At 55.0% G+C, this 23,569-nt stretch carries 19 protein-coding genes; 10 read left to right on the top strand and 9 right to left on the bottom strand.

The window, feature by feature from the left end:
• Nucleotides 1-12: 12 nt before the first annotated feature.
• The gene (priA, locus tag LEPIL_RS08685; protein ID WP_002771901.1) at nucleotides 13-2,007 is read left to right on the top strand and encodes a replication restart helicase PriA; all 1,995 of its coding nucleotides are present in this window, start codon (nucleotides 13-15) and stop codon (nucleotides 2,005-2,007) included.
• 128 nt (nucleotides 2,008-2,135) lie between these two features.
• Here the strand turns inward: priA and LEPIL_RS08680 are convergent, their stop codons facing one another.
• From LEPIL_RS08680 to ahpC, 6 genes are all read right to left on the bottom strand, one after another.
• The gene (locus LEPIL_RS08680) at nucleotides 2,136-2,420 is read right to left on the bottom strand and encodes an Rdx family protein (RefSeq protein WP_040919949.1); all 285 of its coding nucleotides are present in this window, start codon (nucleotides 2,418-2,420) and stop codon (nucleotides 2,136-2,138) included.
• 1 nt (nucleotide 2,421) lies between these two features.
• Nucleotides 2,422-3,051: a hypothetical protein gene (locus LEPIL_RS08675; RefSeq protein ID WP_002771899.1), complete on the bottom strand. Its 630-nt coding sequence runs from the start codon at nucleotides 3,049-3,051 to the stop codon at nucleotides 2,422-2,424.
• A 105-nt stretch (nucleotides 3,052-3,156) separates the two neighbouring features.
• Entirely contained in the window at nucleotides 3,157-3,780 is a 624-nt protein-coding gene (locus tag LEPIL_RS08670; protein ID WP_157135044.1) for a hypothetical protein, read from the bottom strand.
• A 244-nt stretch (nucleotides 3,781-4,024) separates the two neighbouring features.
• Nucleotides 4,025-4,849, bottom strand: a complete 825-nt coding sequence (locus LEPIL_RS08665; protein WP_143464739.1) for a GIY-YIG nuclease family protein — start codon at nucleotides 4,847-4,849, stop codon at nucleotides 4,025-4,027.
• 403 nt (nucleotides 4,850-5,252) lie between these two features.
• Nucleotides 5,253-6,818: an alkyl hydroperoxide reductase subunit F gene (gene ahpF, locus LEPIL_RS08660; protein WP_002771894.1), complete on the bottom strand. Its 1,566-nt coding sequence runs from the start codon at nucleotides 6,816-6,818 to the stop codon at nucleotides 5,253-5,255.
• A 104-nt stretch (nucleotides 6,819-6,922) separates the two neighbouring features.
• Entirely contained in the window at nucleotides 6,923-7,486 is a 564-nt protein-coding gene (ahpC, locus tag LEPIL_RS08655; protein ID WP_002771892.1) for an alkyl hydroperoxide reductase subunit C, read from the bottom strand.
• Nucleotides 7,487-7,662: 176 nt separating this feature from the next.
• On the opposite strand from ahpC, the gene LEPIL_RS08650 reads away from it, so the two are divergent.
• Nucleotides 7,663-8,955, top strand: coding sequence for an ATP-dependent 6-phosphofructokinase (locus LEPIL_RS08650; RefSeq protein ID WP_002771889.1), 1,293 nt, complete (start codon nucleotides 7,663-7,665; stop codon nucleotides 8,953-8,955).
• A 39-nt stretch (nucleotides 8,956-8,994) separates the two neighbouring features.
• Complete coding sequence (locus LEPIL_RS08645) at nucleotides 8,995-9,465, top strand: HAD family hydrolase (protein ID WP_002771888.1); 471 nt, start codon at nucleotides 8,995-8,997, stop codon at nucleotides 9,463-9,465.
• A 44-nt stretch (nucleotides 9,466-9,509) separates the two neighbouring features.
• Here the strand turns inward: LEPIL_RS08645 and LEPIL_RS21890 are convergent, their stop codons facing one another.
• Nucleotides 9,510-13,556, bottom strand: a complete 4,047-nt coding sequence (locus tag LEPIL_RS21890; protein ID WP_002771887.1) for a LamG-like jellyroll fold domain-containing protein — start codon at nucleotides 13,554-13,556, stop codon at nucleotides 9,510-9,512.
• A 205-nt stretch (nucleotides 13,557-13,761) separates the two neighbouring features.
• Between LEPIL_RS21890 and LEPIL_RS08635 the strand changes: the two genes are divergently transcribed.
• A complete protein-coding gene (locus LEPIL_RS08635) occupies nucleotides 13,762-15,111 on the top strand; it encodes a cell envelope integrity TolA family protein (RefSeq protein WP_002771886.1) in 1,350 nt (449 codons plus the stop codon).
• On the opposite strand, the gene LEPIL_RS21885 is transcribed toward LEPIL_RS08635, so the two are convergent.
• Both LEPIL_RS21885 and mtnB read right to left on the bottom strand, forming a co-directional pair.
• Complete coding sequence (locus LEPIL_RS21885; RefSeq protein WP_078123440.1) at nucleotides 15,086-16,780, bottom strand: mechanosensitive ion channel family protein; 1,695 nt, start codon at nucleotides 16,778-16,780, stop codon at nucleotides 15,086-15,088. The genes LEPIL_RS08635 and LEPIL_RS21885 overlap by 26 nt on opposite strands.
• 93 nt (nucleotides 16,781-16,873) lie before the next feature.
• Entirely contained in the window at nucleotides 16,874-17,530 is a 657-nt protein-coding gene (mtnB, locus tag LEPIL_RS08625) for a methylthioribulose 1-phosphate dehydratase (protein ID WP_002771882.1), read from the bottom strand.
• 164 nt (nucleotides 17,531-17,694) lie between these two features.
• On the opposite strand from mtnB, the gene LEPIL_RS08620 reads away from it, so the two are divergent.
• From LEPIL_RS08620 to LEPIL_RS21880, 6 genes are all read left to right on the top strand, one after another.
• On the top strand, nucleotides 17,695-20,781 hold the full coding sequence (locus LEPIL_RS08620; RefSeq protein ID WP_002771880.1) for a chitobiase/beta-hexosaminidase C-terminal domain-containing protein: 3,087 nt from the start codon (nucleotides 17,695-17,697) through the stop codon (nucleotides 20,779-20,781).
• 59 nt (nucleotides 20,782-20,840) lie between these two features.
• Nucleotides 20,841-21,437, top strand: a complete 597-nt coding sequence (locus LEPIL_RS08615) for a HEAT repeat domain-containing protein (protein WP_002771878.1) — start codon at nucleotides 20,841-20,843, stop codon at nucleotides 21,435-21,437.
• Nucleotides 21,438-21,467: 30 nt separating this feature from the next.
• Nucleotides 21,468-22,337 carry a HesA/MoeB/ThiF family protein gene (locus tag LEPIL_RS08610; protein ID WP_002771876.1) on the top strand — a complete coding sequence of 290 codons (870 nt, stop codon included), beginning with the start codon at nucleotides 21,468-21,470 and terminating at the stop codon, nucleotides 22,335-22,337.
• 96 nt (nucleotides 22,338-22,433) lie between these two features.
• Nucleotides 22,434-22,649: a hypothetical protein gene (locus LEPIL_RS08605; protein WP_002771874.1), complete on the top strand. Its 216-nt coding sequence runs from the start codon at nucleotides 22,434-22,436 to the stop codon at nucleotides 22,647-22,649.
• Complete coding sequence (locus LEPIL_RS23395; protein WP_002771872.1) at nucleotides 22,646-22,909, top strand: LapA family protein; 264 nt, start codon at nucleotides 22,646-22,648, stop codon at nucleotides 22,907-22,909. The genes LEPIL_RS08605 and LEPIL_RS23395 overlap by 4 nt, the downstream gene beginning before the upstream one ends.
• Nucleotides 22,909-23,514, top strand: a complete 606-nt coding sequence (locus tag LEPIL_RS21880; protein WP_002771870.1) for an RsmD family RNA methyltransferase — start codon at nucleotides 22,909-22,911, stop codon at nucleotides 23,512-23,514. Before LEPIL_RS23395 ends, LEPIL_RS21880 begins: the two co-directional genes overlap by 1 nt.
• The last annotated feature ends 55 nt before the right edge of the window (nucleotides 23,515-23,569 follow it).

The following is a 23,569-nucleotide window of genomic DNA, read 5'->3' as shown; positions in this document are numbered from 1 at the left end:
CCGGAGCGTTCCCTGTTTCACCGCTATATCGACGTTCTTCTGCCGTATCCTCTGGATCAGAGCTTAACGTATCTGCTTCCTGAAGGCCTTGAGGTTGACGCAGGCTGGATGGTGGAGGTTCCGCTGCAGAACCGTACCGAACGTGCCGTCGTCGTCGAACGTCATTCCCATCCGCCCGATGTTCATATCAAAGAGATGGCCACTCCCGTATTCGAAGGTCCTGTCGTCAGCGAGGCACAAATCGAGCTTGCCCGATGGATGGCCGAGCACTACCTCTGTGCTCCGGGCGAGGCGCTTTTCAAGATGTTTCCTTCGCCGCATCGTCTGAGCAAGAAAGCAAAGTCCGACCTCGCATCGGTCGAACGGCCGACGTCCCCGGCAGAGAGCCTGATTCTGAACGACGAACAGTCAGGCGTATTCTCGCTGCTCTGCGACGAGCTTGATGCGGGCAGGCATTCCGTGCATTTATTGCACGGCATCACCGGATCAGGAAAAACAGAGATCTATATTCGCGCTCTGCAGCATGCGCTCGATATCAAAAGATCGGGCATATTGCTCGTGCCCGAGATATCGTTAACCGTGCAGACGATCAACCGTCTGCAGAGCACGTTTGGTAACGAACTGGCGCTTCTTCATTCGGGGCGTCGTCCGAAAGAGCGTTTTGCGGAGTATATGGACGTGCTTGCCGGCCGCCGTCGCATCGTCGTCGGTACCCGATCGGCGGTGTTTGCGCCTGTCAGCCGGCCGGGCATCATCATACTCGACGAAGAGCATGACGCCTCGTATCGAGAGCACAGCACTCCTCGGTACGATGCGCGACAGATCGCCCGCCGTCGCTGCGAGACGGAATCGTCCGTACTTCTTCTCGGCTCGGCCACCCCTCGCGTAGAGATGCGTTATGCGGCCGAGCGTTTTGACGTGCGGCGGAATCCCGAAAGCAAGGCGCGCTTCTTCTATCATCGCCTGACGGAGCGGGCTCGAGGCGCTCTGCCCGACGTGCAGATCATCGAGCAGCAGGGCGACGCCGATATCAGCCGAACCCTTCTTCTTGAGATCGAGAAGAATTTCGAGAGCGGCAGGCAGACCGTACTGCTCCTGAACAGACGGGGCTACCAGCCGTATATCCAGTGCCGCACCTGCAAATCCGTCGTCGAATGTCCGCGCTGCTCGGTGGGGTTAACCGCTCACCGTGACGGTCGCCTTCTCTGTCATCAATGCGGATGGACGGAGCGCGAGATGAAGCAGTGTCGCAGCTGCGGCGGGCCGTTAAAGAAGCAGGGCACCGCCGTGCAGAAGGTGGAGGAGTATCTGCTGACACGCTTTCCGTCGATGCGTATCGAACGCCTCGATACCGATGCGGCTGCGAAGATCGACGTCGAAGACGTTCTATCGCGTTTTTTACAGGGCGAGATCGATCTGCTCACCGGAACGCAGATGATTGCAAAGGGCCTTGATTCGCCCGGCGTCACGCTTGTCGGCGTGCTGCAGGCCGACCGTGGCCTGGCCCTTCCCGATTTTCGAGCTCAGGAGCGCGTCTTCTCGCTTCTCATGCAGGTTGCCGGACGGGCAGGCCGGGGCGAAGAGGCCGGGCGTGTATTCTTTGAGGCCCTGAACACGGAGCATCCGGTGCTGTTGCTTGCCAGGGAACAGAACTACGATCGCTTCTTTGCAGAAGAGATCGCCGAGCGACGCGAGAGCGGTTATCCGCCGTTTAAGAGGCTGATCCGCATCTTGATTCGTTCGCGTGAAGAGGCCGTAGCCGTGAAGCGCATCGAAGAGCTGGCGAGCCTTCTTACGACGGAGCTTTCTGATAAAGACGAGCTTCTTGGCCCGGCTCCGGCGCCGTTAACAAAACTGCATAACAATTATCGCTATCATCTGATTCTGAAAACGACGGCACCCGATCGTCTGCGCGGCGTCCTCAAAGAGCGTCTGCCCGCCTTTAAGGCACGTCTCGGCGAAAAGGCCTTCGTAGAACTGGAGTTTGATCCGCTTGATATGCTATAGGCTGGGCCCGCCCGCACCCTCTGCGTCCGGCGCGTGGCGCGATCGTGCGCCAGGCGCCGTCGCTTTCCCGTCCATGGTTCGCTACGCAGAGGGAGCGGGCAGGCTGGAATGAAAGCAGGTCGATGTGCCTACGACTCTTTTTTCCTGTCCGAATGCCCCAGGTCCTTCTCGGGCGCGATCTGATCCCGGACGAGCTGCTTGAGCTCGGTGATGTCAGGAAACCGACCCTGTTCTTTGCGTGACCAGATCAGGGCGTCATTGGCATGCACCTCGAAGATGCCGCCTGTTCCGGGAATCAGTGTGAGTTCAGAGAGTTCCTGCTCGAAGGTTGTGAGCAGCTCCTGAGCCATCCACGCCGCTCGAAGCAGCCAGCGGCATTGTGTGCAGTAGGTGATGGAAATTCGGTTAGTCATCTCAAGAATACACTGCTTCAAAGTAATTCCGATCCAGAATCCTCTGCGCGAGAATCCGCAGTAAGACCTGACTCAGCGTCAGGCCATCGCTTTCCGGTATCGGAACCAGCTCGCAATCGCCATGTGAGAGAAAGAGCAGGGCGGGTTCTCCGGTCGTCGCTTTCTTCAGGGGATCATAGAGAATCCAGTTCTGACCGAATTGCAGCGGACATACGATGGACGAAGCGGCGATGTCGGCCTCTTCGAGCTGTTCCAGATATTCTTCGTTGTCGCCCTCTTCGACGGCCTCCCATTCCCAGTTACCCGATTCGATTGTTCCGTCGTCGCGCAGGCCGAGGAAGCCGATCACTCCACCGCCCAGGTCTTCGTAGTAGATGCCGTTGTGGCTCTTTGCGAGAGCGGCAAAACCGGGCGGAACATCAGCGGCTATGGTCCCTGTAAACGGTGGCGGGCAGATGAGCTCTGCCATCGCATCGTCGAGGTTGACGATGCTCAGCTCACAGCGGACCGCTCCCGAGTCGTCTTTTTCAAAGGATTGAACCGTTTTAGAAAGGTCGTCGAGAATGCTCTGATCCTCTTCTGTTTTTACAAGAAACGAGAAATGCTCTTTGAATCGAGTGATGTTGTCCATGGTTGCCGCTCCGTGGCAATCCAGATCGGCGTCCCAGAGATGGCAAGAATTATTGTGCACCGTTTTTCTTCTGTTTCAGGAAGGGCTCTTCCTGCTGCCGGCGTTTCATTGCTCGCATTGCGCGGGCATCTTTAGATGATCACTGATGTTCACAGTCTTGATCGTTTTCACGACCCGACCGTCCTTCCATACTGCATGAGTGAAAGTTTTTTCGATCAGATTCAGTTCAATGCCTTCGCCATTCAGACCATGAGAATGCCGATAGCCGATGAAATAGCTGCCGAGCTCTGTAGAAACAGAGAATCCCTCAGGCCCGCCGTCCACATAGTGTCCGATCCGGAGATCTGATACCTCGTGGTATTCTACGCGAAAGCCGTCAGGGCATACGTTGCTACGACATCCGATTCCCTGACTGTCAATGGAATCAAGGAACTCCGAAGTATCCTGGACCTCGCGGCCCTCATAGTAGTATTCATGGCGCCAGCCGCCACAATACGCATGGCCTCTCTCGAAAACGCGATTCATGAAAAGGCCATAACCCGCAGGGCCGTTTCTCCATTGTCCGTAGTAGAAACTGCCTGTCTTCCTTTCAAACTTGATGGCATAGCGAATGTCGTTATCAGTACAGATACCGAGAATGGCGTCGACACGATTTTCCAGGAAGCAGGCAGCTTGCAGCGGGTTGATTGCGATCAGAGCGACGATACTGATAAAAGAAACGGCCTTCACAGGCATTCAGACATCAGTAGCGGCGCTCCGGTTCGCCCTTTTTCGTTTGCAGACTCGTTCAACACCTGAAGCTGATAGGCAGGGTCAGTGGAGTCACCCACCAGACGATTCATTTTATATAGAAGGAAATGGCGGGACTTCGCATAAATGCAGAGATCTATGGGCGGAGCGACTTCACTGTCAACCGGAATGTTGAGGATTTACGGCTCTACCAAAGCCATTGAATCGTATATAATGAAGCCACTTATTCGTCAGAAAGATCCTCAACCAATTGTTTGTTGAGTAATATGGTATTACCGCAGAACTTCACGATCAATTTTTCTAATCGTAAGGCTTCGCGATTGGCATCAGCGATATCCTCAACAGTATCAGATTTTTGCAGGACGATGTACGAGAAATTATTGGCAACCCGGCTATCGAGAAAGGCTCTGTGTTCAGCATGCTTTAATAGTCTTGTTCTAATATTACCTTTGCCAACGTAAACCGGATACCCCCGGCGATCATGGATGGCATACACACCTTTTTTGTTCGGCGCTCTTTCAATTTCGTCACGCAGAAAAGGGATACCTGCGATTATTTCGTCTTCTGGCGCAACCGGGGCAGTTGATTCAACCTGAACATCCTGAACGACGCCTTCTGATTGCGGGTTTAAAGAAAGCAGAGATTGAATCCCTTTCTCAATTTTTCCTCGCGTTGCACTTTGAGGGTTACTGGTTCTCCCACTTAGTATAAATCTAATTGTGATCAGAGATACTCCGCTTGCATCAGCAATTTGATTTGGTTTCCAGCTATTCTGAACTATCTGTGCATTTAACCAATCAGAGAAGGTGCCGATATCTTCAGCATTATCATCACCCGATTCGCTTTCGGAAATTTCATCTTCGTTTTCAGCAGTGGTGATCTCATACTGTGAGAAGATGCTCTGTAGTCTCTCGATGATGCTGTTCGCGATTATTAAGGAGGTTTGAATTCTTTTATACTTCAGCAAGCTTACATACGCTTGACTGACGCCGAGTTCTTCAGCGATATTGGCTTGAGACCATCCGTTTTCTTGAAGTGTGTTGATCATTTCTGCAACTTGAGTCCGTAGCTGTATCGCCATGCAAGTTATCCTTTATGGTGCATCAATAGATTGAAGTCTATTTTGGGTAGGTCTTCTGTCTTTGTCAATAAGATTCTGGTTAATTGCTGCAAATGAGTCGTAGTTTTCTGTCGCAGTCAGAACGCCATTGCACCAGAACTGGCAAATTCCTTTTTCGCGCTTTTCGTGTATTTCGTGGTCAAAAACTCTTAACCACAAAAACATCGAACCAGATCAAAATCTTCCCGCTGAAAGCATGAGGCCACAGGAACCCATCCTGTGGCCTTATGCGAGGTAACCATTCCGCCTGCACCCACCCGTATCCCCGCCTGGCACTCAACCAGACAATAAGATGCGACCCGCGGGGTGAGCAGTGCGGTGGTGGCGGGACTTATGCCACCGCCTCCACCTTCGGCTGCTTCAAGAGATACTCGAAGGCGGCCAGCGATGCCTTAGCCCCATCTCCAAGGGCGATGGCGATCTGCTTGTACGGCGTCGTTGTGGCATCACCGGCGGCGAAGATACCCGGCACCGACGTGCGTCCGTGCGTATCGACGACGATCTCACCGAAGCGGTTGCGTTCGACAAGGCCGTCGACGAAGGCCGTATTCGGAATCAGGCCGATCTGCACAAAGATACCGTCCAGAGGCAGATCGATCTCTTCGCCCGTCGTGCGGTCTTTATATCGGATGCCCGTCACCTTCTCGGCGTCGTGCAACACCTCCGTTACCTGAGCGCTTACGAAAGACTCGATATTCGAGGTCTGCTCAAGCCGCTGAAGCAGGATCTTATCGGCGTTTAACCGATCGGTGAATTCGAAGACCTTAACCGATCTGACGATGCCGGCCAGGTCAAGAGCGGCCTCGACGCCTGAGTTGCCGCCGCCGATGACGGCCACATCCTTTCCTTTAAAGAAAGGCCCGTCGCAATGCGGACAGTAGGCGACGCCTTTGCCGAGAAAGTCCTTCTCGCCCGGTACGTTCAGCTCGCGCCATTTCGCTCCCGTTGCGAGTATTACGGTTCGCGAGCGGATGCGCTCCGACGTGTTGAGCACGATGGTTTTGTAGACGTCGCCGTTTTCGATATGATCGACGCGCAGATGTTCGCGGATGTCGATCTCATGCGCACGCAGAAGGTCGCCCAGCGACGCCGTCAGTTCGGGACCGGTCGTCTTCGCGATCGTGATCAGATTCTCGATGCCCATCGTATCTTTCACCTGGCCGCCGATGCGGTCGGCGATAACGGTGACGGCTAAACCCTTGCGGGCGCTGTAGACGGCGGCGGCCACGCCGGCCGGTCCGCCGCCGACGATGGCGACATCGTAGACCTGATCCGATTCGCGAACGTCGATGTTATTCGCGTTCTTCTCGATCATGCGATCGATGATCTGGCCGGCGTCGATCTTGCCGTTTGCGAAGGGTTCTCCGTTCAAAAAGACGGCCGGAACGCCCTGCACGCCGTGTTTTTCGACGAACTCGGGAAAGAGCCCGCCGTCGATCATCTCATGCGTGATGCCCGGATTCACAAGAGCAAGAGAGTTAAGCGTCTGCACTACATCGGGGCAGTTATGACAGGAAAGAGAGACGACGGTTTGAAAACGCATCTCGCCTTTAAATCCGCTCACAAGCTTCTGCACGCCTTCGTCAAGCCGGATCGGCGATCCGCCTGCCTGAAGTAGCGCAAGAACAAGGGAGCTGAATTCATGTCCGCCCGGAATACCGCTGAAGCGGATGCCCGTGGGCTTTCCTTCCGAGATTACGTCGAATGCGATTGGCGAGGCGCCGTCGTCCGTCTTTTCTGTCAGTTCAATCTTATCGCTTAGCTCAGCGACCGCCGACAGCATCTGTTTCAGCTCATCGCGACTCTCATGCTGTCCTGTGTACATCTGCAACTGCACCGGCTTTTCGATGCGGGCGAAATACTGTCGCAGCTGTTCTTTCATTTCTTCATCAAACATGGCTAACCTCCGTTAGGAACCCGTCCGAAAACTCAAGAAGGGTTTCAGGACCGGTTTTATGTGGGAAGATGCGCTCTGCAGTGAAACACTGCAGAGCATAACTGTCAGATCTTTCCAACAAGATCCAGACCGGGTTTGAGGGTTTTTTCGCCCGGCTTCCATTTGGCGGGGCAGACCTCGCCGTCGTGGCTGGCAACATACTGGGCGGCGCGGATCTTACGAACCAGTTCTTCGGCAGAACGTCCGATAGGACCGTCTGTGATCTCACAGATGCGGATGATGCCCTGCGGATCGGCTACGAATGTGCCGCGCTGAGCAAGTCCGTCCGCTTCGATCATGACGTCGAAGCCGCGTGTGATGGTTCCGGAGGCGTCTCCGAGCATCACATACTTGATTTTTTTGATCGTCTCGCTCGCATCGGCCCAGGCCTTGTGAACGAAATGGGTGTCTGTCGATACGGAGTAAACTTCTACTCCCATCTTCTGGAGTTCGGCATAGTAGTCGGCCAGGTCTCCGAGTTCCGTCGGGCAGACAAAGGTGAAGTCTGCCGGATAGAAAAAGAAGACGGACCACTTACCGATGGCGTCGGCATCCGATACCGGAATAAACTGGCCGTTTTGATAGGCCTGAGTTTTGAACTCGGGGATGCGCTTTCCAATCATTGACATAAGTATCCTCCTGTGCGCCGTTTCCCGGTCGCATGTGCCAAATGTATCATAGATCTGGAAATAGAGCAAATAAATTGGATCAATGATCGCATAGATAAAAACTATGTCGGATTTATCAGGGGCGCGAGCAGAGGATTTGCACTTGACCGGGCCGCGGATCTGCGCGATGCTTCTGCATGCTCCGACCCGAAGATATGGTTGTCCGTTCCCTTGGAACTCCGTCGTTTCCCACGCCTCTTCAGATTCCCCGTTTTATCGACGACGGGGCGCGCGTCGTCATCGACGTAGAATATGATTCTCTCGCGGCAAAGTTTGCCGGTAATGAGCCGGTGCTCACGCTTGAGAATGCCGGTCCGCGACGGCAGCTTTTCTTTAATCCGGCCGATACGACGGCGGCCATCGTCACATGCGGAGGCCTCTGTCCGGGGCTGAATAACGTTATCCAGGCGATCGTAAAGCAGCTACATTTCCAGTACGGCATCAAGCGTATTCTTGGCATCCCCTATGGTTATGAAGGCCTGAATCCGGCGAAGGGGCATGTGATCGCCCCGCTGACGCTCGAACGTGTGCGCGGCATCGACAGGGTGGGCGGCACGATTCTCGGTTCGTCGCGAGGCAATCAGGACCCGGTCATCATGGTCGACACGCTGATCAGCCACGGCGTGAACATACTCTTTGCCGTCGGCGGCGACGGCACGCTTCGCGGAGCAAAGGCCATCGCCGACGAGATCGAGAAGCGGCGCCTGAATATCGCGGTCGTCGGCGTGCCGAAAACGATCGACAACGACATTCAGTACATCGACCGCACGTTTGGGTTTGAAACGGCCGTCGCTATCGCCACCGAGGCCCTTCATGGCGCTCACGCAGAGGCGACCAGCGCGGCGAACGGCATCGGACTTGTAAAGCTGATGGGACGCGACTCCGGCTATATCGCGACCTTTGCCGGCCTCGCCTCTAACGAGGCGAACTACGTGCTTGTGCCCGAGGTGAAGTTTACTCTCAGAGGAGAAAGGGGATTTCTACCGCATCTGAAAGAGCGTCTTCATCGCAAGAAGCATGCGCTCATCGTCGTCGCCGAAGGAGCGGGGCAGGAGCTGATGCCCGATACGGGAGAACGCGATGCATCGGGGAACCGCAAATACGGCGACGTCGGCCTTTTCTTGAAGAAGGAGATCGAAACCTATCTGAAAGAAGAGAAGGTGCCGTTTACGCTGAAATATATTGATCCGAGCTATATCATTCGTTCGGTGCCGGCCTCGGCCGACGATGCCGTGTCATGTATGATGCTTGCTCAGAACGCCGTGCATGGAGCGATGTCGGGCAAAACGAACTTCATGATCGGCAAGGTGAATTCGTATTACGTCTATGTTCCTATTGAGCTGGCAACGGCCTCGCGCAAAAAGATTGATCCGACGGGTTATCTGTGGTCGATCGTGAAAGAGGCTACGGGACAGCCCGATTTCGTTTGAGATGCATCAATCAAGAACAGACGTTCAAACAGGCAAATTATGATTCACATTGAGATTCCCGACGGACCGACGATGCACATAGAGCATCTTCTGCTTGATTTTAACGGCACGATCGCCTGCGACGGTAGTTTGATTGAAGGCGTTGCCGCCGCCATCGTAGATTTTGATTCCGTAGTGGAGATTCACGTCGTCACAGGCAATACCTTCAATACGGCCGAGCATGAGCTGAACGATCTGCCATGTAAGGTCGTCATCCTGCCGCCAGAAGGGCAGGCAAATAAGAAGCATGAGTATCTCAAGGGCCTCGGTCCCGAGAAAACGGCCGTTTTCGGGAACGGTCATAACGATCGCCTTATCCTGAAAGAGGCGGCCGTTGGCGTGGCCGTGCTCGGACCGGAAGGCGCGGCCGTTTCAGCGATACAGGCTGCCGACGTCGTAGTGCGCGAAATCGGCGACGCCTTCGCTCTGCTTAAAGATCCCTACAGGCTGAAGGCGCTTCTGAGAGGATAACGAAAGCATCCGGTCGGATGAAGAAGCTCCCCATACAGGCCATTTCAATTACATATGTTACCGACGGCGATGGCGTAGCGGGCCGAGAGATAGCAGCGCGTTACGTTTTGATCTTCCACTCCATTAAAATACAGTGCTTCGGCGATAAAACCCTCGAAGGCTTCGCTGGGATCATTCGGATTTATACCGACATAAAGCTCGTTATCCGTGCTGAACGAAAAGCCTCCGACGGTCGCATTCGACGCCGTCGGCGACTTCCAGATGTAGGCCAGTGTGCCGTCGTATCCCGTCGCATAGATATTGAATTCTCCGAGAGGAGGCACCCAGCCGTTGGTGATGATGTCGTTTGGCGCGCCGGTGTATTTCGCCAGTTGCAGTCGTCCGCCGAGCGTGGATAACCATGCGAATTGTCTCGCTCCTCCATTATCAAAGCGTCCGGCATGCATCAGCACGGATCGGCTCGGCGGCGTTAAGGCCGGATTCATAACAAGATACATCGTGAACTGGGTTTGCGACGTTAAATCGTTGGCCGTCGTCGTCATGAAATGCTCGCCGCCGGCGAATTTGAAAAGCCTGTGTTCGTTTAACAGAATCGCTGCTTTTGTCGGAGGCTGAGGGCTCGTCAGGTCGTTGTTATGACCGCTGGCATCAGGCCATGCGGCGATGGTTGTACCATCCGGCACGGATGGGTCGATCGTATCGCCGATGCCATGAAAGCGCAGAGAGGCAATCTGCTGCACATGATAGCCCGACAGGGCCCGTATCTCGTTCAGCGTAAGAGGTCGGTTATAGATACGCACATCGTCGATCGCGCCATCGAAGAGATCGCCTCCGGCCGGGCTGCGGCCGACATAAAGATCGCTTGCCGCCGTATTCCAGGCGGGCAGGCCGATTTGAATGTCGATCTGCTGTCCGTTCAGAAAGAGGCGGCCTTCGGCCGTTCCGGAGCTGTAGACGCCGCACAGATGCGACCACGTATGGAGCGGAAGTCGAAACGCCGCCTTTATCGTGCCGCCTGCCGGATCATTCGTGAATTCGATGGAGTGTGTCGCTCCGTCATGCCGCAGAGCAAGAGTCGATACCTGCCCTGGTGCGGCCCCGCCCCATCCGATAACTGCCTGTGACGAACCGATGGGAAGATTGCGCGGACGAACCCAGGCGCAGACGGTCCGATCGGCGGAGCCCGAGGGCAGCGAGGGCGTTGTCGCTGCTGCGAATTGAATATAGCGCGATACTCCGTCAAATTCGACGGCCTGATTGGCTAACCCCCACCGATCTGCCGTCAACACAGTGCCGCCGAAAAAGCTGCCGGCCGCGGCCAGGCCTGTCGTCTCTTTCGCATCTCCGTTCAGATCGGCGAGAACGGAAAGGCCCGGCCTGATCTGCGAAGCAAGCTGTCGGATTTGTGCCTGTGGAAGTACGGAGTCATAGATGCGCACATCGTCTATGCGCCCCGGAAACCCAGAGATACCGGCGCTGCCGATGCGCATCGTTCCCGTTGCCGTATTCGTATTCAGTGCGACGGCCCCAGAGCCGATGAGGCGACCGTTATGATACAGTGCGATCGAGGTGCCGTCATAGGTGGCGCAGGCGTGAAACCATGAGTTCAGCGTCAACGGAGTGGCCTGGTCGATATGATAACCGACCGCCCAGCCGCTGCCACGAAGGGCAATCGTGCCTTCGTTAGAGACTCCAAGAAAGAAGGCCTGGCCATCCGATAGGGGGCCATAATGAGCACCGATAAAATAATTCGAAATGGCCGGCAGCGTATCGAGTGCCATCCAGCTGCACATCGTGCGCGGGCTACTCCCGGAAGGAAGGCCCGTGGCGCTGCCCGCTCCGCCATCAAGGGTTGTTGTTGATCCGTCGAAGCGCTGTCCGCCGTTGTTGTCGCCGTCATGCCCTCTTGTTGTGGTCGAAGATCCGGCAAGCACGAAAAGGCCGGTTGCGTTATCAGGATCGCTGCGGTGATCGAGCGAGGAGGCGGTGAAGCTGTAGCGGCGCACTGGCCCGGACGTCGTGAAACCTGTAGCCTGCGTAAAGTCGGCGGCCATCGTCAGGTTGTTTGCGTCTTTTACTCCCGTTGCAGTCCCGAGCACTCGAATGCGGTACTGTGTTCCGGCGAAGAGATTGATGCCGGGCAGGGCGATGGAAAAGGTCTTGTTATCTCCCGTCGTAACCGCTCCGAGCGGAGCGCATGTCAGGAAGTTATTAAAGGAAACCTGAACGGTTCCCGTGCAGAGATCGCTGGCTCCGTTTGTCGTAATCGTGGCCGGATCCATCACATTGTTAAAGGTTACCTGAATGGACTGCGAGTTGGATTCGTTGATCGCCGTATTGGTCGGAGTCGTTGCCGTAACCATAGGATTACAGTTCACGACGGCGGACGTTACGGCTGCACCGGCGACCGTGCCCGCCCCGGTTGTTACTATGCATGTCTGGCCGACCGGTTGCGTCGTAACGGTAACGTTGTAAGCGGCGCCTGAAAGAGCGGGCGAGGCGAACGTAAAAGAACCGTTTGCCGCAAGGTTCAGCGTCTGCCCCGAAACCGTTTCGGTCAGAGTGATGCCGCCCATCGCCCCGCTTAACGTTCCACCTATCGTATAGGAGTTCGTCGTGCAGTTGACGACGACGGTAGTGATGTTTGCGTTTGTAACCGTACCGGGGCTGCCCGTTACCGCACATGTTTGCGTCGGAGTGTCGGGCTGTGTGGCGACGCTGATGGTGAAGGTCTCGCCGCTTCGCACCGTATCGGTTGCGAAATCGAATGTCGTCGCTCCATCGGCGATGGCAAGGTCCGTATTGATCTGCGGCAGGCCGTTCAGGCGCAGCACGAGCCCGGTACCGGAATATCCTGAGATGGAACCCGATATCTGGTATTCATTGGTCGTGCAGGTTACCGAGACCGTCGTGATGTTCGCCCCGGCTAACGTGCCTGTATCGGGGCCTCCCATTGCGCATGTCTGCCATACCGGCGTGCCGGGTTGAGTGAGCACGACGACGGCGTAGTCCGCAAGATCGGGAACGGGGCTGAAGCTGAAGCTTGTCTGACCCGATGCAACGTTGATGGTTTGATTTGCAAAAGGAGTGCCGCCCGTATTCTGAAGCTGGAGTTGCGCCCCCGAACCGGATAGCGTCGTGATGGAGCCCGAAATCGTATATGTATTCGGCGTGCAATTCGCCGTCACGGTAACGGCTGCGGCTCCGATCGTGCCCGAGGCTGCAGAGAGCGTGCAGGTTTGCCCGGCGGGCTGTGCGGTGATCGTTACATTATAGTTTGAACCCGATGCTACCGGCGTAGCGAACGATGTCGTTCCGTTTGCCGTCACGGACAGGTTCTGCGAGCTGATTGAATCCTGAAGCTGCAGAGTACCGGCAATCAAGCCTGTCGTTGCGACGTTGATCGCGTAGCTGTTTGTGATGCAGTTGATATTCGCCGTCGTGACGTCCGCACCTGCAATGGTTCCGCTACCGCCGCTGACCGAACAGGTCTGTGCAGGCGAAACCGGCTGCGCTGTGATAGTTACGGAGTAGGTGGCTCCATTGCTGAGCGGTGTGCTGAATGCATACCCGCCGTTTGCGGTGATCGACGTTGTGTTACTGCCGTTATTGCGGATGGAAAGGCCCGTTCCGGCAAGCCCTGTAACGGTGCCTCCGACAAGGTAGCCGGTGGAGCAGTTTACGGCGACGGTCGTCACATTGCCTGAAACGATCGTTCCGCTGCCGCCGACAACGGTGCAGAGCTGCGTCGGCCCTGTGGGATGTGCGGCGACGGTGACGCTATAAGCCTGGCCCGCTGCGCGAAGCTGGGTGAATTGAAAGGCGCCGTCTGCGCTGATGGAGAGAAGTTCCGAACCGAGTTGTAGAGTCAGCCCCGTTCCTGAAAGCCCCGTCACCGTTCCGCCCACCGTATATTTCGGAGCTGTCGCGCAGAAATCGGACGATTGCAGGGCAGTGATGTGCGCGCAGGCGTTTGCCATCAGATACGAGCTGACCGTTTCGTTTTCGGCCGATTCAAGGGAGGGCAGACAGGAAACGGCGAGCAGAGCCAACGCGGGCAGGAATCTCAACAGGCGAGATGAACGGATCATAATGAAAAGGGCCTTTTTTGCCTGTCTGGCCGGAGCATTGCAGGCGAACAGCTTTTTTGGACGTCTCAGTTATAAGAACAGTCGATGATTCTTTCAATTCCAAAAAAAAATCATCGGAGGAAGCGATTCCATACTGGCATAGCTGAAATGCGAATGAGTAAAAAAAATCATTGCGTTGAATGCAGGGTGTATTCCCACCATTCTTATGGGATTGTTTCGTCGCTTCATTCCGCTTCTGATCCTCATGATACCGTTCCTGGCTCGAGCCGAAACGATACTGCTTCACGATGGCCGTCTCGTTCAGGGAAAGATACTGAATCAGTCAAGAACGCACGTGCAGATCCAGACTGCAACGGGAACCCTTCTTATTGATAAAAACGACATTGCGCGTATTGATTACGACGACCGAGCGCAGAGGATACTTGAAGAGAAGGCTCGAGAAAAAAAGGCGCAGGAGAAAGCCAGAGAAGAAGCGATAAAGAAGGAAGCCGCCGAAAAAGAGGCCCGCCTGAAAAAAGAGGAGGAAGACCGTCGGGAAAACGAGCGTAAAGCGCAGCCCTTGAAAGAAAAGGCCGATTCGAATCTTCCGGAAAGAAACGCCATCGACGTCGCTCTGTTTCGCGTCGACGGCCGCCAGCGAACGATATCAGAACTTGTGATGAGCGAATTCCGTAACAATTTCCAGGCCGTCGGGCGGTTTGTCGAGAATTCGAAATGGAATCCGTATGCTTCAGGATACCAGCTCGAAGCGACATTGTCGAGAAATTTTTGGACGTTCCGAGCCGGTCTTTCCTATCGAACGCTTGATGCCGATATGAACGTTAACCGGATCGAAGATAACTCGATTTCGATTTTCGCCGAATCGGGGACTACTCGCCCCGGATTTTCGTTCTTCAACGGGCGCGGCGAACAGCGGATGCTCTTTCTCAGTGTGGAGCGTACGTTGTTTTATCGGCCCTCTTACGATATCGGCATGCGGCTGACCGCTCAGATACAGAGAGAGACCATCAAACAGAAAGGGCATGATGTTCTCTTTATTTTCGATTCCACCCCCCCAAGACAGGAGTTCGAGCTGGCCGGTCTTGTGCAGCATACTACGACGGATCGTCGCGCTCGACTTGATCTGCGGTACCATCGCTCGTTTTTCGGCGGGCGTATTGGCTTCTCAGCCGGAGCGGTATCGGGCGGAGCATCCATCGTATTGAAGGGAGATCGGACGACGATTCGCACTGTCTTTTCATCCACGGACTATCAGGTGGCTGGTTTCTCATCTTATGAAGGCCAGTTTCGCGGCCGTTACGAAGGGCCGGCTTTCGAACTGGAATACAGTCGACCGATCCTGCCCTCGCTGGAATGGGTCGTTCGATACGACTGGCAGCGAGCCCGATTCCGGTTAACATCGACGAATGGAGGCGTCACGGGCCTTTCTCTACAGAGCGGGGGGACTAACCTGAATATGATCCCCTTTGGTCTGGGCCTTCCCGTATTTTTCCCGGAAGGCCCTCAGTATATGACCGTATCAGAGCTTTTTATTGGCGTGAACTACCGGCTGTAGGCATGCTCTCAATATGAAGCGTCTGCGTCGGGAATGCAAAGCTGACGCCGATTGATTCGGCAAGTGTGAGTATTTCCGTTAACACCTGTTCGCGTGCCAGAAGCTCCTCGGTCCAATCCGGAACCTCAAAAAACATATAAAGCATAACATCGAGCGAACTCGGGCCGTAGTCGTTAAAGACGACATGAAAGTAATCCTTGCGCGTTTGCGGATGCTTCAGGATGATTTCTTTGATTCCGTCGACGAACGCCTTTAATTTTGCGGGTGGCGTGTCGTAGGTTAGCCTGAGCGTCGTACGCAAGCGTCTGTATTGACGGCGCCCCATATTGTCGACCTTCGCGTTCATTAGTTCGCTGTTTGGAATCGATATCACCGAGTTATAGAAGGTTCGAAGACGCGTGCTGCGAAATCCGATCTCTTCCACAGTGCCTTCGGCGACACCGACGATGATCCAGTCGCCTACCTGAAACGGGCGGTCGAAAAGAATCATAAGGGATCCAAAGAAGTTGGCTACGGCGTCTTTCGCTGCCAGAGCGACGGCAAGGCCTCCGATACCGAGGCCGGCGAGCAGAGAGAAGACGTTGATGCCGAGATTCTGAATGGTCATAAGCACACCGAGAATGACGACGAGTATTTTCAATGTACGCTGAAGAAGAGGCACGAGCATGTCGTCAAGCGAGGATTCCGTTTTCTCGGCGAAGCCCATGAGGTAGCCTGTCAGAGCTTCGGTTAAACGATATGCCAGCCAGACCATAGAAAGGCTGAAGGCGATTTTCAAAGCTGCGATGAAGAAGCCGAGCGTATTCCCGTCGAACTGGAGTATTTTCAAGCTGAGGAACCAGAAGCCGACGGCGGCAAGAAAGCCCGAAGGCCCGCGAAAGGCTCGCACAATGCTTTCATGTCGCGCCAGCGGCGTCTTCTTTATAACCTTTAAAGAAATATCGAGAGAGAAGCGAACGATCGTGCGTATCATCAGCCCGAGAAGAAGAGCAATTCCAAGCCCGATCCACTGCCAGCGTGCCAGAAAAGCGAAGCGAGCCTTCGACCATTCGGGCAGGTGTTTTTCGAGAAAGGGCTCGCGAAAGCCCGATCCCATACCCGATCCGTCGACATAGGGCAGACCTTTCACTTTGTTATAGAAGGATTCGGCTCGTCGTACGGTATCGGCCGAGAAGAGGAACTCACCGGCCCGCTCTCCCTGATCTATACGTGCGATTACGATTTCCGTATCTCGCAGGCGCCAGCGCAACAGCGGTGCTTCGGCCGTGCCTTCGGCGGGTATCAGCTCATAGTTAAGAACAATGACTCGATCGATCGTTTCTTTTAAAAAGATCGCCGCCTCACGCCCGCGTTCTTCGCGAAGCAATGCCGGCGTTTCTTCGAGGTTCAACGTTCGGACGGCGTCATCGATGCGCGATTGAAGCGACTCATTACCCGTTTCGATGCCACGACGATAATCGTTCATAGCATCGTAAAAGCTGCGCATCGTATCGCGGGGGCTGTCTGTTTTAACAGGCTTGAGAGCGGTGATTCGTGGAGGTTCGGCCGGTTGAGCAATGATCGCAGAGGCTGTAAATAAAGAGAAAAGGAGAATCACCATGTGCGAATGCATCTGATACATCCTGGCTTTCTCAACAGTGAAGAGTGTTTTCAATGTTCTGGGAGCCATGCCTTATGATTGCATGGCTCCCTCTCAGGTCAAGGGAAGAAGGCGAAAGTGCCGCTAAAAAAGCTGCTGTCCGATATCCCTGCTACGTAGCGTTCACGCTCCAATGCTCTTTCTCTTCCATGCGATCTCGCACAGGTAGTCGATACACTCTGCTTGCGTTTTCGCATGATCTTCGTTGCGGCCCCACACATAGATGCCATGATCGCGTACGGCGACGGCCGGCGACTGCGGATAACGCTCGATGGCCCTGCGCAGTGAGTCGGTCAGATCACATTCGCGAGCAGTATTGTCGATAACGGGCAGCACATAGGTGTCGAAGTATCCATGCCCCTGAATGCCTTTCATCATTTCGAGCCGCGTAAAGCGCAGTTCTGAGAGGCCTTCATCGACGGCCTCGGCCAGGAAGGTGGCGAGTACTACGTTCGAAGAATGCGAGTGAATTACGGCGCCGGCATCGCGCAGCTCATAGGCGGCCGAAAATAGCGGAGCACATTCGGTCAGCTTCAGGGCCTCGTTTGCAGGCCTGACGAGGATCTCTCCCTGACGCGAGAGAATAAAAAGATCTTCACCTGTGATCTTCTCTTTCTGCACGCCGGACGGAGCCATATAAACGATGTCGTCTCTGCGAACCGATATGCCGCCGCCTGTGCCGCTGACCCAGCCAAGCTGATAGAAGTTTCTACAGAGAGCCGGGACCTTTTCGCGAAGCAGCGCTTCATCGGGATACGTACGTTTTTCAGTGGCAAGCATTCTGATAAAAAAACAAGGAATGCGCTCCGGTCAAGAGATAAGAAACCGACAAACGTCGAATTCAGCGATATTCATTCTCATCATTCCGAAAAAACGTCCGTACTTGAGAAAAAAGGTTGAACCTATGTATCATCATATAGCATGCGATCAGCTTGAGGTGATTGATGAGAGATTGCTTTCGTGTCTTATTCCATTATTCTATTCAAATACTGAGTGCACTGAGCATCATAGTTCTCACAGCTTGCACAAAGCCCATCGGTGATCGTTTACCGGAGTTCTTTCTTTTTGATTCTATCTTTCCTCCTCTTTATAAAGTCAGCGGCGAGGTTACCGGTTTGATGGGTCAATCGCTCATCCTCTCCAATGCAGACGGCAATACGGTGCAGCTTGACTGCCTCTCCTGTCCCCCCGCACAGAATGTACCGTTCCAATTTCCAGAGGGCATGCGCACTGACAGTCGCTACTACGTTAAGATCAGCAGTTATCCGTCGAATCCGACGCAGATCTGCGATGTGTATCAGAACGCAGGTCTTATCGACAATTCTCATATCGATAACGTCGTCGTACAGTGTGAGGACGGCTACCGTGTATCGGGTGCCGTAAGCGGCCTGGCAGGTAGCGGCCTCGTTATCACTTTGAACGGCACACAGAGCATGACCCTGAACGCCGGGGCGACGGCCTTTACCTTTCCCATCCCGGAGTATGTGAGCGTTGACCCCAGTTATGTGCGCGTGACGTCACAGCCGACCAATCCCTGGCAAACCTGTCAGTTTAATATCGTTGATGGCGGCGGCAATGCCGTTGCCGATTATACGTCAGGCGACGTCGATATCTCTGGGAATCCCATCGAATGTACGACGAACGTTAAGAACGTGTCGGCTCAGATTGTGGGATTGGCCTATGACGGGCTTCAGGTCACGATCAACGGATCGCCCTACACCTACAATGCGGGGGCTACGACGACGGCCCTTGTTCCCACGGCGAGCGGTCAGCCCTACGGCATATTCGTAACGGCCTCGCCCTCCGGCCAGCAATGCAGCGTCGTCTATGGAGGCGGCAACGGCACGACAACGCTGGTGCAGAATGCCGATATCGTGGCCCGTATCGAGTGTAATACCAATACCTATTCCGTAGCCGGAGCGATCACCGGCCTGACGGGCAGCGGCCTGCGCATTCAGATGACCGGAGCCTACCTCGATACGACGCCTTATACGAAGTCGGTCACGCCGGCGGCCGGTGCTACAGGCTATTCCTTCGCCGGAGGGCTTCACTATGGCGATACGATTTCGACGCTGACGATCACACAGCAGCCGTCTTCCCCCGCTCAGTTCTGTAGCTTCTCGAGCGGTGGAACGAGTTACTCGTATACAGGAGGTTCCGTTACGGGCAACGTTACCCTTCCTTCCGTTGTATGCAGTACGAATACGCTACAGGGAACGGTGAGCGGTTACTCGGCTCCGTCAACGGGCCTCGTCGTGCGCTACAATGATACGACGACCGCTACAAGTCAACAGATCGCTCTTGAGCCCGGAGATGCCTTTACGTTCCCGACGGTGATCGGTCATAGCTATACGCTGAGCATCGTAGCGCAGCCCTATAATCCTGGCTATGACTGTCTCTTTAGCGACAATACGACGACGATCAGCGGAACAATTTCATCTTCCTCTGTGACTCAGAATATCTCGTGTAATCCGACGCCGCCGGCTGCATTTCCCACGATCTCAATGGCCGGTGTGACGAATACGATCACGTTTGCAGGCCCGCCCGGCGCAAAGCTCTGTTACCGTACCGATGGCGGGAATCCGGCATGTGCCTTAGCGGCGGGCGGTACTGCCTATAGCCGAGGCGGAGAGTGCGCAAGCGGCTCCACACAATACGGCGGAAGCTTTACGATATCGTCTACAACGACATTCCGGGCGGTGAGTTGCCTCACTCTGTCAGCTTTCGATCAATCCGCCGCTACGCTGTATACGGCGACGGTTGCCGGGACGGCGGCGACGCCGACCTTCAGTCCGGCGGGAGGCGTGTACTCGAATGATCTGTCCGTGAGCATATCCTCGACTACGGCCGGAGCAACGATCTTTTACAATAAGACCGGCTCGGCTTTAGGTTGCGACGGCACAAACGCTGAGAGCAGCTTTCCTTCTGGGGGAAGTATTTCCGTTGGAGCCACCGGCACGACGTTTTATGCCATTGCCTGCAAGGCCGGAATGAATGCTTCCTCACAGAGCAGCAGCACCTACACTCTGCAGGTAGCGGCGCCGACGATCGAACACGATGCCTATGGGAAGGTAACAATCTCCGGTACAACATCGGGAGCGACCTATCGATATTCCACCCTGGGCGCCAATCCTACCTGTATAACAGGTACGTCGTATACGGGTGCTTTCGTCTATCCGCTCACAAAGGAGTCGATTCGCGTCATTGGATGCAAGGCCAGCTATATGCCGTCCTCCGTTTCGACGAGAGTCGTTCGAGTTAAGGCTGATATACGCGTAACGGGACTGTATACGGGCAACCTCGATTGGGCTGAGGAGCAGAACGGTGTTACAAGTGCGTACAGCGAAACGGGAGCGGGATCAAACGGAGCATTGCTTACGACGTCCTATCCGGTCGCCGGCTACCAATACAAGGTGCGGATTGAACAGCAGGTTACCGCCGTTCCAGGGCCACGGTGCCTCATCGGGAATGGATCTGGCGACTACTATATTATGGAACGCGTGTGGGTTCCAACGGCCAATTTCGACGTCTCCATTGGATGCGCCGTCTTTGCCTTCAAGGATACTCCCAATCCTTTCATTACCAAAACCTTCTACGTAAATCGCTGCCCTGTCGGCCAGGAGTGGGATGCGATTTACGGAGGATGCACCGGCCCTCCAGGAGGCTACAAATACTGCGCCTTTAGTGACAATAAGTGCAACGTTGGGGTCTCTGGCGGATTCTACGTGACTTCCGACAGTCCTCTTCATTCTGCCTGCTGGGGGCTTTCGCATGGACCGTATGGCGGCTGGAGACCTTTTCAATCGGCCGCCTTTCTGAATACGTTGCTGAATTTGGTGCTTGGTTCTGCATCGGCGCGAACGCAAAGCCTGCCGGGCATTTCTGAAGGCACAGCTTACTGGAGCGGCCAGGCTGATGGATTGGATGCTACGCGGGCCCTCTATGTGATTGCCGGAACTCCATTCGCGGGCGGGCATATCGCCATAAAGACTGATCTCAAGCCTCTTTTCTGCCAGAGCGAGGATCCTTGATGAAACGCCCGCAGATGAAACTTCTCTTGACAGCTTCGTTCTACGAGGCAGGATGAGCTATGACACGGAAAACAAACATTCTTCGCTTACTCTGCGCCCTGACCCTTGTGTTCAGCTGGTCTGTTCTGTCCGCCGATCCCGGCGATAGCATGGTCGACGAATCGGCACAGCCCGCCGAGACGACTGAGGCGATCGATACGGCCACAGAAACTCAGCCCGAAGCTCAGCCTCAAGAAACGCAGACTACCGAAACAAAGCCTGCCTCCGAGTGCAGCGCCGATCTGCGTTCCGATAGCCCGCAGGAGCAGATTCGCGGAGCGAAGTGTGCGGCAGAGAAGAAAGACGAGAAGGCCGTGCCCGATCTTATCCATGTTCTCAAGAATCAGGATCAGCCGTCCGTGCTTACCGAGGTGCTGATTGCTCTCGCCGTCATCGGTGAAACAGGCGAAACGACGTCCGCCCTGATGGAAAAGGCCGGCGATACAAGCCTGAAGCCCGCTGATCGCTATATCGTCGTGGCCACACTGGTTGCGCTGCGCACGGACGCTCAGAAGGCGCAGATCCAATCGCTGCTTTCTGACCTTGAAGGAAGCGACGCCTCTGATGCTCTTTTAAAAGACCTTGCTTCGAAACTGAAGCCTCTGGTCGGCGGTTAATCTTTAATCGGCGCCGTTGTCTTTAATACGGTGAATCGAGACGAACTCAGTCGCTACTCCCGTAACATCCTGCTCTCCGAAGTCGGTAGAGCAGGGCAGGAGAGACTGAAGGCGTCTCGTGTTCTCGTCATCGGTGCAGGCGGACTGGGCAGCCCGCTTTTGCTGTATCTGACGGCTGCCGGTATCGGGCATATTGCCTGTGTGGAAAGCGACACGCTTGATCTGACCAATCTACAGAGGCAGATACTCTATTCGAGCGAAGGCGTCGGCCAGAGCAAGGCCGATCTTGCAGATACGAGACTTGCAGCGCTGAACCCTGAGATCGAGCTTACGTTTATTCGACAGAGGCTGATTCCCGCGAACGCCCTTGAGATTGTCGATGGATATGATCTTGTTCTCGACGGCTCCGACAACTTCCCGACGCGATTTCTTGTAAACGACGTCTGCATGTATCGCGGAATTCCGTTGATCAGCGGAGGTATCCTGCGCTTCTATGGAATGCTGATGGGCGTCGAGCCCGGGAAGACCCCCTGCTATCGCTGTGTATTCGAACATCAGCCCGAGCCCGGAAGCGTTCCGTCATGCAGCGCGGCCGGCGTACTGGGCGCCGTTGCCGGCGTGATCGGCTCGCTTATGGCCGCCGAGGCGATAAAGTATCTTCTTGGTTTCGGTGATGAATCCGGTGACGTGAAAGCAAGAAAAACGATTTTAGGGCGCATGCTGCGTCTGGACCTGCTTACGCTGGACCAGCGTCTGACCGATCTTCCAGAAAACGACGAATGTATATACTGCCAGGCTCGAAAAAGCGGAAATCCGCTGTTTCGGGCAGACGACCCGGATTATTCCGATATAGTATGCGCCGCTCCTTTTTCTCTTGAATTGCTTCCGCCTACGGCCTGATTTCGCGAATCCTGTCTTTTCTCTCCGCTTTTCTTTTTTTACTTGATCGTACAGGATGCCTTTTCGATTTTTCCCTGACACCCGGAGGCCATCAGGATGACAGATAGAGACGATACATTTGGTGATGACGAAATAGAAGAAGGCTTCCTGTCCGAAGACGAGTGGGACGAAGAATGGGACGACGATGCCGATGAAGACATGGTGTCGTTTGTCTGTGAGGATTGCGATTATCGCTGGGATGAGGCGTCTGAAGAAGAGAACGATGCCATCGTATGTCCCATGTGTGGAAGCGATAACGTAACACAGCTATGATTCCGATGCGGCTGGTTCTCTTTCTTGCGGGATGCCTGATCCTGGCGTTTCTGGTTCTGGCGAATCCCGAAGAGGCCGATCTGTACCTGCTGTTCTGGTACGGCCGCTTTCCCATGAACGAGATCGTTCTCGGCTCCGCCCTGGGGGGAGCCGTGCTTGCCCTTCTGATTCGCAGCCATATCGCTTCGCTAGCGAAGAAGCGTCAGGCGGCGAATCGACGATCAGAGGAGCGGGTATCTCTTGCCCGGAAGCATCTCTAATGGCGCTTTCGCCGGATCGCACCACGCATGTTGCCGTGCAGCAGGGCTCCTTTCGCGGACGCAAGATCGCCCTGCCTCCGGCCCTTCACGGACACAGGCACTTCACGTCATCGCTGATGAAAGAGGCTTTCTTTCAGCTTGTTGAAGCCTATCGTCCCTGTGCATTTTTTGATCTCTGTGCCGGTTCGGGGCAGATGGCCGTTGAGGCATTGAGCCGGGGGTTTGCTCCCGTTCATTGTGTGGAGCGCGACGAGCGACGTTTTGCCTTTTTGATCAAAGAACTTTCCGGATTCGACCTCTCCTTTCATAAAAAGGACTTCAGACGCATGGCCCCTGTAATCGCAGAGCAGGGCGGAGTGGCCTTCCTTGATGTTCCTTACAGCTTCTGGAACTCGGATGGCATCTGTTTGCATATGGAAGAGTTTCTGTTGAAGCTGCGGACGGAACTCGAAGGGCGATCCACCCGTGTGCTGCTTGCCGTGCAGGCTCCGGCCACCGTGCGATTCTCCAACACCGAAATCGAGCAATGGCTCTTTGAGCACGGCATGACACAGCGCGAATACCGCGGGCATACGCTTCTTGTCGTTGATTTGGGTGCGTCGTAGGAAACGGGCATGCACGATCGTCCGGACTTTTCGGGTTTGACGCGAATGGTTCGAG

This window comes from Leptonema illini DSM 21528, from assembly GCF_000243335.1.
Classification (GTDB): domain Bacteria; phylum Spirochaetota; class Leptospiria; order Leptospirales; family Leptonemataceae; genus Leptonema; species Leptonema illini.
The sequence above is the reverse complement of the archived record's forward strand: the minus strand, read 5'-3'. Positions and strand labels throughout refer to the sequence as shown.

Coding starts and splice junctions, on each gene's coding strand:
- LEPIL_RS08680 (WP_040919949.1), bottom strand. CDS start 2,420: ATGACTAACCGAATTTCCATCACCTACTGCACACAATGCCGCTGGCTG.
- LEPIL_RS08675 (WP_002771899.1), bottom strand. CDS start 3,051: ATGGACAACATCACTCGATTCAAAGAGCATTTCTCGTTTCTTGTAAAA.
- LEPIL_RS08665 (WP_143464739.1), bottom strand. CDS start 4,849: ATGATCAACACACTTCAAGAAAACGGATGGTCTCAAGCCAATATCGCT.
- ahpF (WP_002771894.1), bottom strand. CDS start 6,818: ATGTTTGATGAAGAAATGAAAGAACAGCTGCGACAGTATTTCGCCCGC.
- ahpC (WP_002771892.1), bottom strand. CDS start 7,486: ATGTCAATGATTGGAAAGCGCATCCCCGAGTTCAAAACTCAGGCCTAT.
- LEPIL_RS08650 (WP_002771889.1), top strand. CDS start 7,663: ATGCTCCGACCCGAAGATATGGTTGTCCGTTCCCTTGGAACTCCGTCG.
- LEPIL_RS08645 (WP_002771888.1), top strand. CDS start 8,995: ATGATTCACATTGAGATTCCCGACGGACCGACGATGCACATAGAGCAT.
- LEPIL_RS21890 (WP_002771887.1), bottom strand. CDS start 13,556: ATGATCCGTTCATCTCGCCTGTTGAGATTCCTGCCCGCGTTGGCTCTG.
- LEPIL_RS08635 (WP_002771886.1), top strand. CDS start 13,762: ATGGGATTGTTTCGTCGCTTCATTCCGCTTCTGATCCTCATGATACCG.
- LEPIL_RS21885 (WP_078123440.1), bottom strand. CDS start 16,780: ATGGCTCCCAGAACATTGAAAACACTCTTCACTGTTGAGAAAGCCAGG.
- mtnB (WP_002771882.1), bottom strand. CDS start 17,530: ATGCTTGCCACTGAAAAACGTACGTATCCCGATGAAGCGCTGCTTCGC.
- LEPIL_RS08620 (WP_002771880.1), top strand. CDS start 17,695: ATGAGAGATTGCTTTCGTGTCTTATTCCATTATTCTATTCAAATACTG.
- LEPIL_RS08615 (WP_002771878.1), top strand. CDS start 20,841: ATGACACGGAAAACAAACATTCTTCGCTTACTCTGCGCCCTGACCCTT.
- LEPIL_RS08605 (WP_002771874.1), top strand. CDS start 22,434: ATGACAGATAGAGACGATACATTTGGTGATGACGAAATAGAAGAAGGC.
- LEPIL_RS23395 (WP_002771872.1), top strand. CDS start 22,646: ATGATTCCGATGCGGCTGGTTCTCTTTCTTGCGGGATGCCTGATCCTG.
- LEPIL_RS21880 (WP_002771870.1), top strand. CDS start 22,909: ATGGCGCTTTCGCCGGATCGCACCACGCATGTTGCCGTGCAGCAGGGC.